Source organism: Phenylobacterium sp. (assembly GCF_031181185.1).
GTDB lineage: Bacteria > Pseudomonadota > Alphaproteobacteria > Caulobacterales > Caulobacteraceae > Phenylobacterium.
Map to the genome: position 1 here is coordinate 1 of NZ_JAPSKZ010000094.1, position 14,681 is coordinate 14,681.

At 69.7% G+C, this 14,681-nt stretch carries 16 protein-coding genes; 9 read left to right on the forward strand and 7 right to left on the reverse strand.

All coding sequences use genetic code 11. The annotated features are described in order from the left end of the window. The 3 genes from RIF93_RS12550 to RIF93_RS12560 all read right to left on the reverse strand — a co-directional run. Positions 1 to 654: Hsp70 family protein (locus RIF93_RS12550; RefSeq protein ID WP_309091792.1), on the reverse strand; the 654-nt coding region annotated here is incomplete at its 3' end. 206 nt (positions 655 to 860) lie between these two features. Further along, positions 861 to 1,325 carry a hypothetical protein gene (locus tag RIF93_RS12555; RefSeq protein WP_309091793.1) on the reverse strand — a complete coding sequence of 155 codons (465 nt, stop codon included), beginning with the start codon at positions 1,323 to 1,325 and terminating at the stop codon, positions 861 to 863. 106 nt (positions 1,326 to 1,431) lie between these two features. Continuing rightward, positions 1,432 to 1,842, reverse strand: a complete 411-nt coding sequence (locus RIF93_RS12560) for a hypothetical protein (RefSeq protein WP_309091794.1) — start codon at positions 1,840 to 1,842, stop codon at positions 1,432 to 1,434. A 143-nt stretch (positions 1,843 to 1,985) separates the two neighbouring features. Here RIF93_RS12560 and RIF93_RS12565 point away from each other — a divergent pair, with 143 nt between their 5' ends. Further along, positions 1,986 to 4,358: a DNA translocase FtsK 4TM domain-containing protein gene (locus RIF93_RS12565; RefSeq protein ID WP_309091795.1), complete on the forward strand. Its 2,373-nt coding sequence runs from the start codon at positions 1,986 to 1,988 to the stop codon at positions 4,356 to 4,358. Here RIF93_RS12565 and RIF93_RS12570 read toward each other — a convergent pair. Next, positions 4,355 to 4,609, reverse strand: coding sequence for a UvrB/UvrC motif-containing protein (locus RIF93_RS12570; protein ID WP_309091796.1), 255 nt, complete (start codon positions 4,607 to 4,609; stop codon positions 4,355 to 4,357). The genes RIF93_RS12565 and RIF93_RS12570 overlap by 4 nt on opposite strands. A 93-nt stretch (positions 4,610 to 4,702) precedes the next feature. Between RIF93_RS12570 and RIF93_RS12575 the strand changes: the two genes are divergently transcribed. Then, entirely contained in the window at positions 4,703 to 5,353 is a 651-nt protein-coding gene (locus RIF93_RS12575; protein ID WP_309091797.1) for an outer-membrane lipoprotein carrier protein LolA, read from the forward strand. Positions 5,354 to 5,592: 239 nt separating this feature from the next. After that, on the forward strand, positions 5,593 to 6,399 hold the full coding sequence (locus tag RIF93_RS12580) for an exodeoxyribonuclease III (RefSeq protein WP_309091798.1): 807 nt from the start codon (positions 5,593 to 5,595) through the stop codon (positions 6,397 to 6,399). A 4-nt stretch (positions 6,400 to 6,403) separates the two neighbouring features. Here RIF93_RS12580 and RIF93_RS12585 read toward each other — a convergent pair whose 3' ends face one another. Continuing rightward, a complete protein-coding gene (locus tag RIF93_RS12585) occupies positions 6,404 to 7,087 on the reverse strand; it encodes a response regulator transcription factor (RefSeq protein WP_309091799.1) in 684 nt (227 codons plus the stop codon). A 49-nt stretch (positions 7,088 to 7,136) separates the two neighbouring features. On the opposite strand from RIF93_RS12585, the gene RIF93_RS12590 reads away from it, so the two are divergent. The 3 genes from RIF93_RS12590 to RIF93_RS12600 are packed head-to-tail and all read left to right on the forward strand — an operon-like array spanning position 7,137 to position 9,481. Then, a complete protein-coding gene (locus RIF93_RS12590) occupies positions 7,137 to 7,640 on the forward strand; it encodes a L,D-transpeptidase family protein (RefSeq protein ID WP_309091800.1) in 504 nt (167 codons plus the stop codon). Continuing rightward, a complete protein-coding gene (locus RIF93_RS12595) occupies positions 7,637 to 8,326 on the forward strand; it encodes an AraC family transcriptional regulator (RefSeq protein ID WP_309091801.1) in 690 nt (229 codons plus the stop codon). The genes RIF93_RS12590 and RIF93_RS12595 overlap by 4 nt, the downstream gene beginning before the upstream one ends. A gap of 6 nt (positions 8,327 to 8,332) precedes the next feature. Beyond that, positions 8,333 to 9,481, forward strand: coding sequence for a hypothetical protein (locus RIF93_RS12600; protein WP_309091802.1), 1,149 nt, complete (start codon positions 8,333 to 8,335; stop codon positions 9,479 to 9,481). Here the strand turns inward: RIF93_RS12600 and RIF93_RS12605 are convergent. Then, the gene (locus tag RIF93_RS12605; RefSeq protein ID WP_309091803.1) at positions 9,478 to 10,134 is read right to left on the reverse strand and encodes a YggS family pyridoxal phosphate-dependent enzyme; all 657 of its coding nucleotides are present in this window, start codon (positions 10,132 to 10,134) and stop codon (positions 9,478 to 9,480) included. The genes RIF93_RS12600 and RIF93_RS12605 overlap by 4 nt on opposite strands. 82 nt (positions 10,135 to 10,216) lie before the next feature. Between RIF93_RS12605 and RIF93_RS12610 the strand changes: the two genes are divergently transcribed. Next, entirely contained in the window at positions 10,217 to 10,750 is a 534-nt protein-coding gene (locus RIF93_RS12610) for a thiamine phosphate synthase (protein WP_309091804.1), read from the forward strand. Here RIF93_RS12610 and RIF93_RS12615 read toward each other — a convergent pair. Beyond that, a complete protein-coding gene (locus RIF93_RS12615) occupies positions 10,740 to 11,099 on the reverse strand; it encodes an NtrZ family periplasmic regulatory protein (RefSeq protein ID WP_309091805.1) in 360 nt (119 codons plus the stop codon). The genes RIF93_RS12610 and RIF93_RS12615 overlap by 11 nt on opposite strands. 303 nt (positions 11,100 to 11,402) lie before the next feature. On the opposite strand from RIF93_RS12615, the gene RIF93_RS12620 reads away from it, so the two are divergent. Both RIF93_RS12620 and leuS read left to right on the forward strand, forming a co-directional pair. Continuing rightward, positions 11,403 to 11,870: a DUF3576 domain-containing protein gene (locus RIF93_RS12620; RefSeq protein ID WP_309091807.1), complete on the forward strand. Its 468-nt coding sequence runs from the start codon at positions 11,403 to 11,405 to the stop codon at positions 11,868 to 11,870. Between the two features lie 75 nt (positions 11,871 to 11,945). Next, the gene (gene leuS, locus RIF93_RS12625; protein WP_309091806.1) at positions 11,946 to 14,540 is read left to right on the forward strand and encodes a leucine--tRNA ligase; all 2,595 of its coding nucleotides are present in this window, start codon (positions 11,946 to 11,948) and stop codon (positions 14,538 to 14,540) included. The last annotated feature ends 141 nt before the right edge of the window (positions 14,541 to 14,681 follow it).

Here is a 14,681-nt window from a genome sequence, read left to right on the forward strand (position 1 = left end):
GCCGTTCGTCGACTTCACCTCGAACACGCCGTCGCCGATCTCCAGGATCGACACGTCGAAGGTGCCGCCGCCCAGGTCGTAGACCGCGATCTTCTTGCCTTCGTTCTTCTCGAGCCCGTAGGCGAGTGCCGCGGCGGTCGGCTCGTTGATGATGCGCAGGACTTCCAGGCCCGCGATCTTGCCCGCGTCCTTGGTCGCCTGGCGCTGGGCGTCGTTGAAGTAGGCCGGAACGGTGATGACCGCCTTCTCGACCTTCTCGCCGAGGTGCTGCTCGGCGGCTTCCTTCATCTTCTGCAGGATGAAGGCGGAGATCTGCTGGGGCGAATAGTCCTTGCCGTGGGCGCGCACCCAGGCGTCGCCCGTGGGACCCTTGACGATCTCATAGGGCACCATGCCCTTGTCCTTCTCGACCATCGGGTCCGAGAAGTTGCGGCCGATCAGCCGCTTGATCGCGAAGAACGTGTTGGCGGGGTTGGTCACCGCCTGGCGCTTGGCCGGCTGGCCGACCAGACGCTCGCCGTCTTCCATGAAGGCCACGACGGACGGCGTGGTCCGCGCGCCTTCGGCGTTCTCGATCACCTTCGGCGTCTTGCCGTCCATGATGGCGACGCACGAGTTCGTGGTGCCGAGGTCAATGCCGATGATCTTGCTCATTTGAGAGTCTTGCTCGCTCCTTGTTGGCGGACGACGCGGGTGGGCCTTCTTGTGAAGCGCCCTTCTGTTGCGACGCCCCCGGTTCGATCAGGTCCCGGCTGGCTCCTCGAAGCTTTACGTTCGCGGGAACCAGCGTCGCCAGCCGATATGGGGAAAGATGGGGGCCCTGCAAGTGGGAATGTCCCTAATCGCATCAAGGACATGGCTCAAGCGCCCCGCCAGTTCGAACGGGCGTTCGCGTAGAGTTCCGCCGGATGCGGCGTCCGGCCGCCCCGCGAGGCTACGAAGGCGTGCTCCACGACCATCGCCTGTTGCTCGATGTTGAGGTCGGCGAAGGCCCGCTCGCCCGAGAGATCGTAGGCGTAGGACTGCGCCCCGTCGCCGGCCTTCAGCTTGCCCAGGATCAGCGACACACCGTTCTGCGCCTGCCAGACGTGGGTCAGCTCGTGGACGAACACCGCCTGGGTCCGCAGCGGCACGTCGGGCGCCGAGAAATCAGGGCGCGCGGAGGTGGCCGGCCAGACGATCAGGCCGGGACCTGCGACGAACGCGCGGTTCCACAGCGGTATGGCCAGCAGGCGCACGCGCGCGGCGTCCAGCCGCTCGCCGAACATCTCGGCCGCCAGCGCCCGTTCGCCAGCCGTGAGGCGGCGGACGGAGAGCCGTTTCATGAAGCGCTCGGCCATCGTCGATCTCGGCGGCGGTTCCGCGGGGGACCACGCCTAGACGTGCAGCTTGGCCATGGGTTCCCAGCCGGCGCGACGCAGCCTGCCGATTCTAGAACAGCGGCTCTTCCGGTGGGGGCGGCGGAGCCGGACGCGCCTTTTCGAGCACCGCGCCGATCTGGTCGGACGGCGGCGGGGCCAGCTGCGGCAGCCCGTTGGCAGCGGCGTCCGCCTCGGCCTTGGCGCGGGCGGCGTCTTCCTTGGCCTTCTTTTCGGCCTCCTGCTTGGCCTTTTCCTCGGGCGTCAGCTCGGGCGGCGGCGGCGGGCCCTCGATCCGCTCCTGGGCGAGGGGGGTCGCCTCCTGCGCCTCGATCGCCTGGCCATAGCCCCCCGTCTGGCGCTCGCCGGGCAGCTTGGCCGGCGCGTCGGCCGTCAGGATCCCGATCGAGAACGACCCCACGGCGGCGACGCCGATGACGGCGGCGACGATCTGCAGCACGGGGCGGGGCATGGTCCAGTTCATGGCGCGCGACCCTAATGCGGCGGCCGCGCGAGCGGAAGCGGCAAGCCGCCGCAACGGACGCGCCGCCTTGGTAAACGCCCGTTAACGCCTGCCCGGCCAAACAGGACCTTCAGGCGAAGGTTCGACCAGGGGATCTGACAGGCATGGCGCGGGCGGCGCGGAAGACCGGCATGGAGCTGATCCTCCATATCGCCAAGCTCGTGTGGGCCCACCCCAACACCGCGCGGGTGCGCGGCGGGGCGACGGCCGCCGTCGGCGTGATCCTCGCCGTGGCCTTTGCGACCTACCACGCCGCCGATCCCAGCCTGAACGCGGCCAGCGGCGAGCCGCCGAAGAACGCGCTCGGCGGCGGCGGCGCGCTCCTGGCCGACATCGGCGTGCAGTCGCTGGGCGTCGCCGCGGGCCTGCTCGCGCTGCTCGTCGTGGTGCTGGGCCTGTCGCGCGTGGCCGATCCTACGCCTGACGCCAACCGCACCCGGCTGCGCCTGCGCGCCGTGCTGGGCTTCCTGGGCGTGCTGACCGTCGCGGGCGCGCTGGCCTGGCCATCCCCCCCGGTGGCCTGGCCGCTGGCCAAGGGCCTCGGCGGCTTCTGGGGCGATAGCCTGCTGGCGGGGCTCTCTGGGCTCGTCGCATATGCCCGCATCCCCTTCGCGGAGATGGTCGCCGGCGTCGCGCTTGCGCTGGGCGGCGTGGTCGCGTTCGGTTACGCGATCGGCCTCTCCCGCGTCGACCTGCGCGCGGCGAGCCACGGCCTGGCGCGCGCCTTCGAACCCAAGCTCAAGGCCGCCCGGCCCGAGAAGCCCGCCAAGCCCGTCCGGGCCGCGCGCCGCCGACCGTTGGACAGCGTCATCCCCGACGAGCCCGCCTTCGACGCCGACGAGACGCCGGCCGCGCCGGCCATGGCCCCGATCGCTCTGGGCTCCGAGCCCAAGGTCAAGGCGCCCAAGGCTCCGCCCAAGGAGAGCGTTCGCGAGCAGAAGGAAGCCCAGGCCACCTTCGAGTTCGTCCAGCCCGGCGGTTTCAAGCTGCCCGAGCTGTCCATGCTGGCCAAGGCGCCCGCCCGCGCCGCCCAGTTCGACGAAGGCGCGCTGCGCCAGAACGCCCAGCTGCTGGAGAGCGTCCTGGCCGAGTTCGGCGTGCGCGGCCAGGTGGACCAGATCCGCCCGGGCCCGGTCGTCACCCTCTACGAGCTGGTGCCCGCCGCCGGCGTGAAATCGGCCCGCGTGGTGGCCCTGGCCGACGACATCGCCCGCTCCATGAGCGTCGCCGCCTGCCGCGTCTCGGTGGTGTCGGGCCGCAACGCGATCGGCATCGAGCTGCCGAACCAGCGCCGGGAGACCGTCTATCTGCGCGAGCTGCTGGCAGCGCCCGAGTACGAGCGCGGCGGCCAGAACCTGCCCGTGGTGCTGGGCGAGACCATCGGCGGCGAGCCCTACATCGCCGACCTCTCCAAAATGCCCCACCTGCTGATCGCCGGCACCACCGGCTCGGGCAAGTCGGTGGGCGTCAACGCCATGATCCTGTCGATCCTGTACCGGCTGCCGCCCGAGCAGTGCCGGCTGATCATGATCGACCCCAAGATGCTGGAACTGTCGGTCTACGACGGCATCCCGCACCTCCTGGCGCCCGTCGTCACCGATCCGAAGAAGGCCATCGTCGCGCTGAAGTGGACGGTGCGCGAGATGGAGGACCGCTACCGCCGGATGTCGAAGATCGGCGTCCGCAACGTGGCCTCCTACAACGAACGCGCCCGCGAGGCCGTCGCCCGCGGCGAGCATTTCGAGCGGACGGTGCAGACCGGGTTCGACGACGCCGGCCGGCCCATCTTCGAGTCCGAGAAGATCGTGCCCGAGCCCATGCCCTACCTGGTCGTGATCATCGACGAGGTGGCCGACCTGATGATGGTCGCCGGCAAGGACATCGAAGGCGCCGTCCAGCGGCTGGCCCAGATGGCCCGCGCCGCCGGCATCCACCTGATTATGGCGACGCAACGGCCGTCGGTGGACGTGATCACCGGCACCATCAAGGCCAACTTCCCGACCCGGATCAGCTTCCAGGTCACGTCCAAGATCGACAGCCGCACCATTCTGGGCGAGCAAGGCGCCGAACAGCTGCTGGGCCAGGGCGACATGCTCTACATGGCCGGCGGCGGCCGCATCACCCGTCTTCACGGCCCGTTCGTCTCCGACGGCGAGGTCGAGGCGGTGGCCAAGTTTCTGCGCGAACAGGGCACGCCTCAGTACCTCGAGGAAGTCACCGCCGGCGGCGAGGAGGAGGGCGACGAGGGCCCGAACCTGGGCTTCGGCGGCGACACGGGCGATTCCAACGACCTGTACGACCGCGCCGTGGCCATCGTCACCCGCGATGGCAAGGCCTCGACCAGCTACATCCAGCGCCGGCTGCAGATCGGCTACAACCGCGCCGCCTCGATCATGGAGCGGATGGAGCAGGAAGGCGTCGTCGGCCCCGCCAACCACGCCGGCAAGCGCGAGATCCTGGCCAGCGCGGCGCCCTAGGAGCGCCGCCGACCGCCGGGTTTCACGCCCTTGGTCATCAGGTCCGGCTTCTTCGGCAGCGGCTTCGATGGATCGCGGCGGTAGATCTCCTGGCTCGAGCCCAGGCCCATGCGGCCCGGCGCCTGCTCGACCAGGTTGCTCTCGCCGCTCTTGAGCCGCGCGATGGCGTCGCGCAGCAGGGCGGCGGTCTCGAAATCGCCCGCCTCCGCCGCCTCGGCCATCCGCCGTTCCAGGTCCTCGATCGCGCCCATGGCTTCGGAACACCCGCTCAAGCTTCGGCGTTGCAGCCGCCTACCCTATTTGAGCCCTATTGCCGCCGCTGGCGTGCGATAGGAAACCTGCGCATGGAGTTCTCGATGACCCTGACCCGCCGCAGCCTGGCTTTGGCGCTCTGCGCCGCCCCGCTCGCCGGCCCCGCCTTTGCGCAAGGCGGCCTGTCGGTCGCCGACAAGGCGCTGGTGGACCGCGCCGCCGCCTACCTCCAGGAGTTGACCGAGGCTAAGGCCCGTTTCGTCCAGACCGACGCCCGCGGCCGCGCCATCGGCGGCCAGGTGTTCCTGAAGCGGCCGGGCAAGGCCCGGTTCGACTACGACGACCCGTCCGGCCTGCTTGTCGTCTCGGACGGCGGCACCGTGGCGGTGCACGATGCGCGGCTGAAGACCTTCGACAGGTACCCGCTCTCGGCGACGCCGCTGTCGGTCTTCCTGGCCAAGAACATTCGACTGGATCGCGGCGTGACGGTCACCCGCGTCTCCCGGCTCGCCGATGGCTTCTCGATCACCGCCCGCGACGGGAACAAGCGCACCGCCGGCCAGATCACCTTGCACTTCCGCGAGGCGCCGCAGCTCGCGCTCACCGGCTGGACGATCACCGACGCCCAGAATCGTCAGACCCGCGTGCAGCTGCAGAACCTGGAGCGGACCTCGGGCCTGGCCGGCTCGCTGTTCGTGCTGAAGGATCCCCGCCCGAAGAACGTTGGCCGCGGCAAGGTGTGATGCGTTAGGCACACGCAAGCTTTACCGGTGGGAAACGACCTCGGCCTTTGACTTTCTGTCATACTGTTGCGATATTGCCACTACGTCGCTCGCGCCGATGCGCGGGCGTGTCCGTGCCGGAACCTATCCCCTCCCGGCGGCGGCATGAGAGACAACTTCCAACGCCCGGGCGCAGCCATCGCCCGGGCGTTTCTTTACGCCGCGTTCCCGAAGCGGCCGCGAACGCCTAAGTAGCCGGCATGCGCCTTCGCCTCTGCACCTGGAACGTCAACTCCGTCCGCCTGCGCGTCGAGCAGGTCGCCCGCTTCGTGCAGGAACAGGCGCCCGACGTCCTGTGCCTGCAGGAGATCAAGTGCCGCGAGGGCGAATTCCCGCTGAACGCCTTCGTCGAGATGGGCCTGCCGCACGTGCGCATCGCGGGCCAGAAGGGCTGGCATGGCGTCGCCATCGCCTCGCGCCTGCCGATCGAAGACGCGCCCAAGCTGGACGTCTGCCGCGAGGGTCACGCCCGCTGCGTCGGCGCTAAGGTCGCCGGCGTCGAGATTCACAACTTCTACATCCCGGCCGGCGGCGACCTGCCCGACCGGGAGCAGAACCCCAAGTTCGACCACAAGCTCGACTTCTACGAGAAGCTGACCGCCGAGCTCTCCAAGCGTGGTCCGAAGGCGCCGCTCGCCGTCGTCGGCGATCTGAATGTCGCGCCCGGCGAATTCGACGTCTGGAACCACCGCTACATGTCGAAGATCGTCAGCCACACGCCGATCGAGGTGGAGGCGTTCGGCAAGCTGAAGGCGTCGCTGCACTTCATCGATCTGCCGCGCGAGACCACGCCAGAGCCGGTGAAGATGGCCTCCTGGTGGAGCTACCGCGCTGCCGACTTCCGCGCGTCGAACCGTGGCCTGCGCCTGGATCATATCCTGGTGACGCCCGGCCTGCGCGACGCGGCCTTCCGGCTGGGCGCTGCGGCCAGCCGCGTCCACGAGGATGTCCGCGCCTGGGAGCGCCCGAGCGACCACGCGCCCGTCAGCGCCGATCTGGTGCTGTAGGCGTCTAAGGCGCCAGCTTGTAGCCGCCGGCTTCCGTCAGCAGCAGCTTGGCGTTCGCCGGATCGGGCTCGATCTTCTGGCGCAGGCGGTAGACGTGGGTCTCCAGGGTGTGCGTCGTCACCCCGGCGTTGTAGCCCCAGACCTCGGCCAGCAGCTCCTCGCGCGAAACGGCCTTCTCGCCGGCTCGGTAGAGGTACTTCAGGATGTTGGTCTCTTTTTCCGTCAGCCGGATCTTTTTCTGCTTTTCGTCGACCAGCATCTTGGCCGCGGGTCGGAACTCGTAGGCGCCCAGCCGGAACACCGCCCCTTCCGAATGCTCGTGACTGCGCAGCTGGGCTCGGATGCGGGCCAGCAACACGGCGAACTTGTAGGGCTTGGTGACGTAGTCGTTGGCGCCGGCCTCCAGCCCCATGACCGTGTCGTCATCTCCGGATGCCGCCGTCAGCATGATCACCGGGGCGGCGACGCCGTTCTGGCGCATCTGCCGGCAGGCCTGGCGGCCGTCCATGTCGGGAAGATCGACGTCGAGCAGCACGAGGTCGGGCCGGGTCTCGGACGCCCGTGTCACACCCTCGCCGGCGGTGGAGGCCTCGACCGTTTCGAAGCCTTCGGCCTGGAGCTGTTCGGCGATCGCCCCGCGAAGGTCCTGGTCGTCGTCGACGATGAGGAGGGTCTTGCGTTGAGCCATTCTTGAAACAAACACCATATGCAGGGTGTCGGGCAAAGGGTTTGCGACTTTGATCTTCACGGCGACCGCTGACGGCTGGCTGGATTTGGGCGACCGGAAGGTGCGCTGCGCGCTGGGTCCGGCCGGGGTGAAGCCCGCCGCGGACAAGCGCGAAGGCGATCAGGCCTCGCCCGCCGGCGTGTGGCCGATCCGCGAGGTCTGGTACCGTCCCGACAAGGGCCCGCCGCCCGCCTGCGCCCTGCAAGTCCACGCCATGACCGAGGCCGACGGCTGGTGCGACGACCCCGCCGATCCGGCCTACAACCGCCACGTCACGCTGCCCTACCCGGCCAGCGCAGAGCGCCTTTGGCGCGACGACGATGTCTACGACATCGTGGTCGTGCTGGGGCACAACGACGATCCGGTGGTTCCTGGGTTGGGCTCGTGCATCTTCCTGCATCTGTGCCGGCCGGGCTTTCCGCCCACCGAAGGCTGCGTCGCGGTCGAGCGCGCCGACCTGGAAGAGCTGCTGGCCAAGGCGCAGCCCGGCGACGCCGTCGAGATCCGCCCGTGACGCTGCCGCCCCCGCGGCAGCATGTGGCCGGGGGCCAGTTGCCCCGACATCGGCACGATCACGGCTACGCCGCAGTCGTGCTCGCCGGAACCTACGAGGAGGCTGGCGACAACGGTCGTCGGATCGTGGGGCCCGGCGACGTCATCGTGCATGGCGCGTTCGAGGCCCACCTGAACCGCACGCCGCCGGCCGGCGCCCTCGTCGTGAACCTCCCGCTGCCGCATCAGGCCCTGCCGGCCTTCGGGGCGGTCACGGATCCCGACTCCATCGCCCGGGCCGCCGAGCGCGACGTGTCGGCCGCCGTCGCGCTGCTGGTCGACCAGCATCGACCCGCCCGCTCGCCGCCCAGCGACTGGCCCGACCTCCTGGCGGCCGCGCTGAGGGAGGGCCCCGTCCGGATCGGAGACTGGTCGCGCGCGCACGGCCTGTCGGCCGAGCATGTGGCCCGCGGCTTCCGGCAGGTGTTCGGCGAAGGGCCGCTCGCCTATGGGCGCGAGGTGCGGGCGCGCGCAGCTCTGGCGTCCAGCCTGTCTGGGGAGCTGTCCCTCGCCGAGATCGCCCAGGCCACCGGCTTCTCGGACCAGGCGCACATGACGCGCGCGGTGGTTGCGCTCACCGGCCGGCCGCCCGGCGCCTGGCGCAGGTCAAATCCGTTCAAGACCGAGGTTCTCTCAGGCGCCATCTAGAGGCGCATGCACAGACGCGCCTTCCTCACCGCCGCCGCCGCCCTTCCCTTCGCCGGCTCCGCCGTCGCCCAGACCCCGGCGTCGATCCGGACGCGCTGGGTGGTCACCAGCTCGGACGGCTTCGACGCCATCGCCTTCCTCGGCCCGCTCTCGGGCAAGCCGATCCACGTCGGCCGCTACAAGGACGAACTCGCCGCCTTCCAGCCCCGCTATTCGGCGGCCGCGAAAGCCGCGCTGGACCGCGCCCAGGCCAAGGCTGACGCCACGGGCAAGCTGCTGTGGCCGACGGTCGCGAACTTCCTGTCGTACGGTCCGACCGACCGCATCGAGGACCTGCTGGTCTCGCTCGAGGCGCCCGAGACGCGGGTGCTGCCGGCGTTCCGCGCCAGCAGTCACTGGGACGAGAAGGTCTGGGGCTTCGTCAGCGACAACCGCCAGGACCTGCACGCCGCGCTCGCGGGGCTGCGCGACGCCGACTTCGTGGGTTTCCGGCGCGGGCTGGTGGCGGAAAAGCTCAAGACGCGGCCCGCCGAGCTCACGGCGGCTCTCGCCAAGTACGACGTGATCGCGGAGCAGGAGCGGCTGATCGGCCGGCCGCTGATGCCGACCATCACCGTCGTCCTGCTGTGGTTCTCCAAGCCGATGGGGGTCAGCGCCGGGATCCAGCGCTCGCTGTCGCACTTCGACTACGCGCCGGAAAACGTGGTCCGGATCGTCGCCCACGAGATGCTGCACCCGCCGTTCCCGATGGACGGGCCGGCGGCCACGGCGGCGCTCGCGGTGCTGGAGAAGGACGAGCTGATGCAGCGGGTGCTGAAGGAGCACAATCCAGACTTCGGCTACAATTCCATGGACGGCATCCTCAACGAGGACACGGTCGAGGCCCTGGACCAGATCGTCTCCGAGCGTCTGGGCGTCGCCCGCGACCCCGCTGAGCGTTGGAGCAAGGCCGACGACGGCATGCATGTGCTGGCGGCCGCCCTCTACGGCATGCTCAAGGCCGAGGGCTACGACCGCACAGGCGGGAACATCGCGCGCTGGATGGAGGATGCGGCCAAGACCGGAAAGCTCTCGCCCGAACGCATCCGCACCTTCGCCGGCCAAGTGACCATGACTCCGCCCGACCAGCTATGGCCGCGGCCGAAGCCGGCCTAGCCGCTTCGGGCGCCGAACACCGCCGAACCGACGCGGACGCTGGTGGCGCCGAAGCGGATCGCCGTCTCGAAGTCGTCGCTCATCCCCATGGAGAGCTTCGACAGACCGTTGCGCTGGGCGACCTTGGCCAGCAAGGCGAAGTGCGGCCCTGCCGGCTCGTGCGCCGGCGGGATGCACATCAGGCCCTCGAGTTCGAAGCCGTAGTCCTTTCGGCAGGTGGCGATGAAGGCGTCCGCTTCGGCCGGGATGACGCCGGCCTTCTGCGGCTCCTCGCCGGTGTTCACCTGCACATAGAGCCTTGGCGTGCGGCCCTGCTTCTGCACCTGCTCCGCCAGCGCTCGGGCCAGCTTGTCGCGGTCCAGGCTCTCGATCACGTCGAAGAACGCGACGGCCTCCTTGGCCTTGTTCGACTGCAGCGGGCCGATCAAGTGCAGGGTGAGGCCGTCCGCCTTGCCGTCCCAGCGCGCCATCGCCTCCTGCACGCGGTTCTCGCCGAACACCCTCTGGCCGGCCGCCAGCACCGGTTCGACCGCTTCCCAGGGCTGTTGCTTGGAAACCGCAACCAGGCTCACCTCGGCCGGATCGCGGCCGCAGGCTTGCGCGGCGCGGGCGATCCGGGCCACGACGTCGGAGTAGGCGGGAGGCGCGGTCATCTCGGACACGTTCTGGACCCTGGAGCGGACGGCCCGGCTCTTACCGGCCCGGCGAGGCCTGCGAAAGGCCCAACGGAGCGGGTTGCCGGCCCTGCTGTTCTTCACCGATCCGGCGCGCACGCCCGATCCCGTCGCCGCGGCTCGCGCGCTGCCGAAGGGGGCAGGCATCGTCTACCGCAGCTTCGGCGCGCCCGACGCCGAGGCCACAGCCCTCCAGTTGAAGGCGGTGGTCCGCTCGGGCGGCCTGATGCTGCTGATCGGCCAGGACGCGGCCCTGGCGCGGCGCGTCGGCGCCGACGGCGTCCACCTGCCTGAGCGCCTGGCGCACCGGGCGGCGTCGCTGAAGCGCGCGAACCCGGGTTGGATCGTGACGGCGGCCGCCCACTCGCTGGCCGCGGCCCGCGTTCCGGGCGCCGACGCCGTGGTGATCTCCGCCGCCTTCCCCTCGCGCAGCCCCTCGGCCAGCTGGCCGCTGGGTCCGGTGCGCCTGTCAGCCCTGGTCCGGGCGGCGGGACGGCCAGCCTATGCGCTGGGCGGGGTGAACAACAAAACGGCCCGTCGTCTCAGGGACGCGGGCCTCGTCGGTCTCGCAGCGGTCGACGCGCTTAGAACTTGAAGGCGGTTTCGAGCCGGACCTTCGGCTGGTCGGCCGGGCGGGCCTGGTTGAACCGGGGCGTGATCTCTTGCTCGCCCAGGGCAACCGAACCGCCGACCCGCAGAGATGGCGTGATCCGGAAGTAGGCCCCGGCCTGCACGTCGTTCGGGGTCGCTTCCCGCGACTCGGTCTGCTTCACGCCGAGCGTAAGGCCGAAGCGGCCCTTGCTGGCGTCATACTTCTGGATGCGGCCAGAGCCCGGCGCGGCCGCCGCCGGCTCGGACTTCACCGTGAAGTCGATGCGTTTGCTCTTGTCGGCCGCGTGCGCGCCGCCGGCCACCGCGCCGAGAAGCGCGGTCGCAGCGATCAACGCAACTGTACGACCAACCGTCATACGCAACATATAGCCCCTAAGCCCCGTCATCGCAGCCCCTGGCGGCTCTAAGCCACTGCACAGGTTCGCGATCTCGAGAGCGATTAGAGAAGCGCAAGGGAACAGGTCAACCGACTCCAGGGCCGCAGGGGTCCATGGCGCGCGAGTTGGCCGGGACATGTGGCGCTTCGGCCACGCGATTCCTGTTTGGCGCCGGTGGCCGCATTGTTATAGAGGGCCCGGCGCGGGGCGGCGCCGTGGCGCCATGCGTCGCGGAAAGATCTTTGGAGACGGATGCATATGCCGTTTGTGCGCGGTGAGTGGAAGCGTGGCCTGCTGGTGAGCGCCGTGGGGCTGGGCGCCCTGAGCCTGGCCGCGTGCTCGAGCGGCCCCCGTCTGCCGTTTACCGGCGGCGGCCGGGTCGAAGCTCCAGCCAACACCGCCATAGCGGTGAACGGCTACCTCTGGCGCGCGACGCTCGACACCCTGTCGTTCATGCCGCTGGCCTCGGCCGACCCCTACGGCGGCGTGATCATCACCGACTGGTACATCAATCCGGAAAAGCCTGACGAGCGCTTCAAGTGCACGGTCTACATCCTGGACTCGCGCCTGCGCGCCGACGGCCTGAACGTCGCGGTGTTCAAGCAGACCCGCGACGCCGCCGGAAACTGGGTGGACGCGCCGGCCGCGACCCAGACCGAGGCGGACATCGAGAACGCCATCCTGACGCGCGCGCGCCAGCTTCGACTTTCGAACATCCGGGGCTGATCCCCGCGTTCGATCGTCGACGCGCCTGCAACGGGCCGTTGACCGGAAGTCCAACTCCTGTCCAAAGGCCCGCCCATGGCCCGCTACAACCCCAAAGAAACCGAACCCAAGTGGCGTAAGCGCTGGGACGACGCCCAGGCGTTCCGTGCCGTCGCGGACAAGTCCAAGCCCAAGTACTACGTGCTGGAGATGTTCCCGTACCCGTCGGGACGCCTGCACATGGGCCATGTGCGCAACTACGCCCTGGGTGACGTGATCGCCCGCTTCAAGCGCGCCCGCGGCTTCTCGGTGCTGCACCCCATGGGCTGGGACGCCTTCGGCCTGCCGGCCGAGAACGCCGCCATGGAGCGCGGCGTCGATCCCAAGGCCTGGACCTACGAAAACATCGACCGGATGCGGTCCGAGCTGAAGGAGCTGGGCCTGGCCATCGACTGGTCGCGCGAGTTCGCGACCTGCGATGTCGAATACTACGGCAAGCAGCAGGCCTGGTTCCTGGAGCTGTTCAAGCGCGGCCTGGTCTATCGCAAGGAGAGCGTCGTCAACTGGGACCCGGTGGACCAGACGGTGCTGGCCAACGAGCAGGTGGTCGACGGCCGCGGCTGGCGCTCGGGCGCGCCGGTCGAGAAGCGCAAGCTGTCCCAGTGGTTCCTGAAGATCACCCAATACGCCGACCAGCTGGTCGACGACCTGGAGAAGCTGGATCGGTGGCCGGAGAAGGTCCGGATCATGCAGGAGAACTGGATCGGCCGCTCGAAGGGCTGCCGCTTCCGGTTCCACTTCGCCGGCCAGGCGCCGCAGGGCCACGAGGGCGGCATCGAGGTCTACACGACCCGGCCTGACACCCTGTACGGCGCGAGCTTCGTGGGCGTCGCCCCGGACCATCCGCTGGCCGAGATGATCGCGGCGCAGGACCCCAAGGCGGCCGCCTTCATCGCCGAGGCCCGCAAGGGCGCGGTTTCCGAAGCCGAGATCGAGACCGCCGAGAAGATCGGCTACGACACCGGCCTGCGCGTAAAGCACCCGTTCGATCCGACCTGGGAGCTGCCGGTCTGGATCGCCAACTTCATCCTGATGGACTACGGCACGGGCGCGATCTTCGCCTGCCCCGCCCACGACCAGCGCGACCTGGACTTCGCCCGCAAGTACGGCCTGCCGGTGAAGCCCGTGGTGCTGCCGCCGGGCGAGGATCCGGCGACCTTCGACGTGGGCGTCGAGGCGTACGTCGGTCCGGGGACCATCTACAACTCGGCTTTCCTGGACGGCCTGGACATCGAGGCCGCCAAGGGGGCCGCCATCGAGCGGATCGAGCGCCAGGACGACGGCAAAGGCGCGACGGTCTACCGCCTGCGTGACTGGGGCGTCTCGCGACAGCGCGCGTGGGGCTGCCCGATCCCGATCGTCCACTGCGGGAAGTGCGGCGTGGTCGCCGTGCCGAAGGATCAGCTGCCCGTCGCGCACCCGGCCGACATCGAGTTCGGCAAGTCGGGCAATGCGCTGGAGCGGCATCCGACCTGGAAACACACCACCTGCCCCGACTGCGGCGGGCCGGCGACGCGCGAGACCGACACGCTGGACACCTTCGTGGACAGCTCCTGGTACTTCGCCCGTTTCGCCAACCCGGAGGCCGACGCGCCGATCGACAAGGCCGCCGCCGACTACTGGCTGCCGGTGGATCAGTACATCGGCGGCATCGAGCACGCCGTGCTCCACCTGCTGTACGCCCGCTTCGTCACCAAGGCGCTGGCGGACGAAGGCATGCTGAGCGTGCGCGAGCCGTTCGCCGGCCTGTTCACCCAGGGCATGGTCACCCACGAGACCTATCGCCGGCAGAGCGGCGAATGGGTCGAACCGGGCGAGGTCGAGGTCGTCGTTGAGGGCAAGTCCCGCACGGCCCGCCTGATCGATGGCGGCGAGCCGCTGGTGATCGGCGACGTCGAGAAGATGTCGAAATCCAAGCGCAACACGGTCGCGCCGGGCGAGATCTTCGAAGTCTATGGCGTCGACGCCGCGCGCCTGTTCGTGCTGTCCGACAGCCCGCCCGAGCGGGACTTCCAATGGTCCAGCGCCGGCGTCCAAGGCGCCTGGCGCTTCGTCAACCGGGTGTGGGACGAGTTCGACGCCCATCCGGCCGGCGGCATCGACTGGAAGGACGCGCTGGAGGACGCCACCGACGCCGCCGCCGAGCTGCGCCGGGCGACCCACCGCACGATCAAGGCGGTGACCGAGGCGATCGACAGCTTCCGCTTCAACTCCGGCATCGCGCGCCTGTACGAGTTCGTGAACACGCTGAAGGCCGTGCCGCCTGTCGATGGCGACCCGGTGATCCTGGCCGCGCGCCACGAGGCCCTGCTGGCGTTCGCCCGCCTGATCGCGCCGTTCACCCCGCACCTGGCCGAGGAATGCTGGGCCCGCATCGGCGGCCAGGGCATGGTCGTGGAGGCGCCCTGGCCCGAGTTCGACCCGGCGCTCACCGAAGATGCGATAAAGGTCCTGCCCGTTCAGGTGAACGGCAAGCGCCGCGGCGAGATCACGGCGCCGGCCGGGGCCGAGCCGGCCGACGTCGAGAAGATCGTGCTGGCCGACGCCGAGATCGCATCGCGCCTCGAGGGCCTGACGATCCGCAAGATCATTGTGGTCAAGGACCGGATCGTGAATATCGTGGCCGCATGACGAAGGCAGCGCTTCTCGCCCTCACGCTCGCCGGCCTGGCGCTTTCCGGCTGCGCCGGTTTCCAGCCGCTGTACGCCGAGCCCGGCGTGGCCTCGAACCTGGCCGCCATCGAGGTGGACGCCCCCGACGGGCGAACCGGCT

Bases quoted from the DNA above. Each gene is read 5' to 3' on its own strand.
- RIF93_RS12600 (WP_309091802.1), top strand. From the start codon at position 8,333: ATGCACAGACGCGCCTTCCTCACCGCCGCCGCCGCCCTTCCCTTCGCC.
- leuS (WP_309091806.1), top strand. From the start codon at position 11,946: ATGGCCCGCTACAACCCCAAAGAAACCGAACCCAAGTGGCGTAAGCGC.
- RIF93_RS12570 (WP_309091796.1), bottom strand. From the start codon at position 4,609: ATGGGCGCGATCGAGGACCTGGAACGGCGGATGGCCGAGGCGGCGGAG.
- RIF93_RS12585 (WP_309091799.1), bottom strand. From the start codon at position 7,087: ATGGCTCAACGCAAGACCCTCCTCATCGTCGACGACGACCAGGACCTT.
- RIF93_RS12575 (WP_309091797.1), top strand. From the start codon at position 4,703: ATGGAGTTCTCGATGACCCTGACCCGCCGCAGCCTGGCTTTGGCGCTC.
- RIF93_RS12560 (WP_309091794.1), bottom strand. From the start codon at position 1,842: ATGAACTGGACCATGCCCCGCCCCGTGCTGCAGATCGTCGCCGCCGTC.
- RIF93_RS12580 (WP_309091798.1), top strand. From the start codon at position 5,593: ATGCGCCTTCGCCTCTGCACCTGGAACGTCAACTCCGTCCGCCTGCGC.
- RIF93_RS12555 (WP_309091793.1), bottom strand. From the start codon at position 1,325: ATGAAACGGCTCTCCGTCCGCCGCCTCACGGCTGGCGAACGGGCGCTG.
- RIF93_RS12605 (WP_309091803.1), bottom strand. From the start codon at position 10,134: ATGACCGCGCCTCCCGCCTACTCCGACGTCGTGGCCCGGATCGCCCGC.
- RIF93_RS12565 (WP_309091795.1), top strand. From the start codon at position 1,986: ATGGCGCGGGCGGCGCGGAAGACCGGCATGGAGCTGATCCTCCATATC.
- RIF93_RS12620 (WP_309091807.1), top strand. From the start codon at position 11,403: ATGCCGTTTGTGCGCGGTGAGTGGAAGCGTGGCCTGCTGGTGAGCGCC.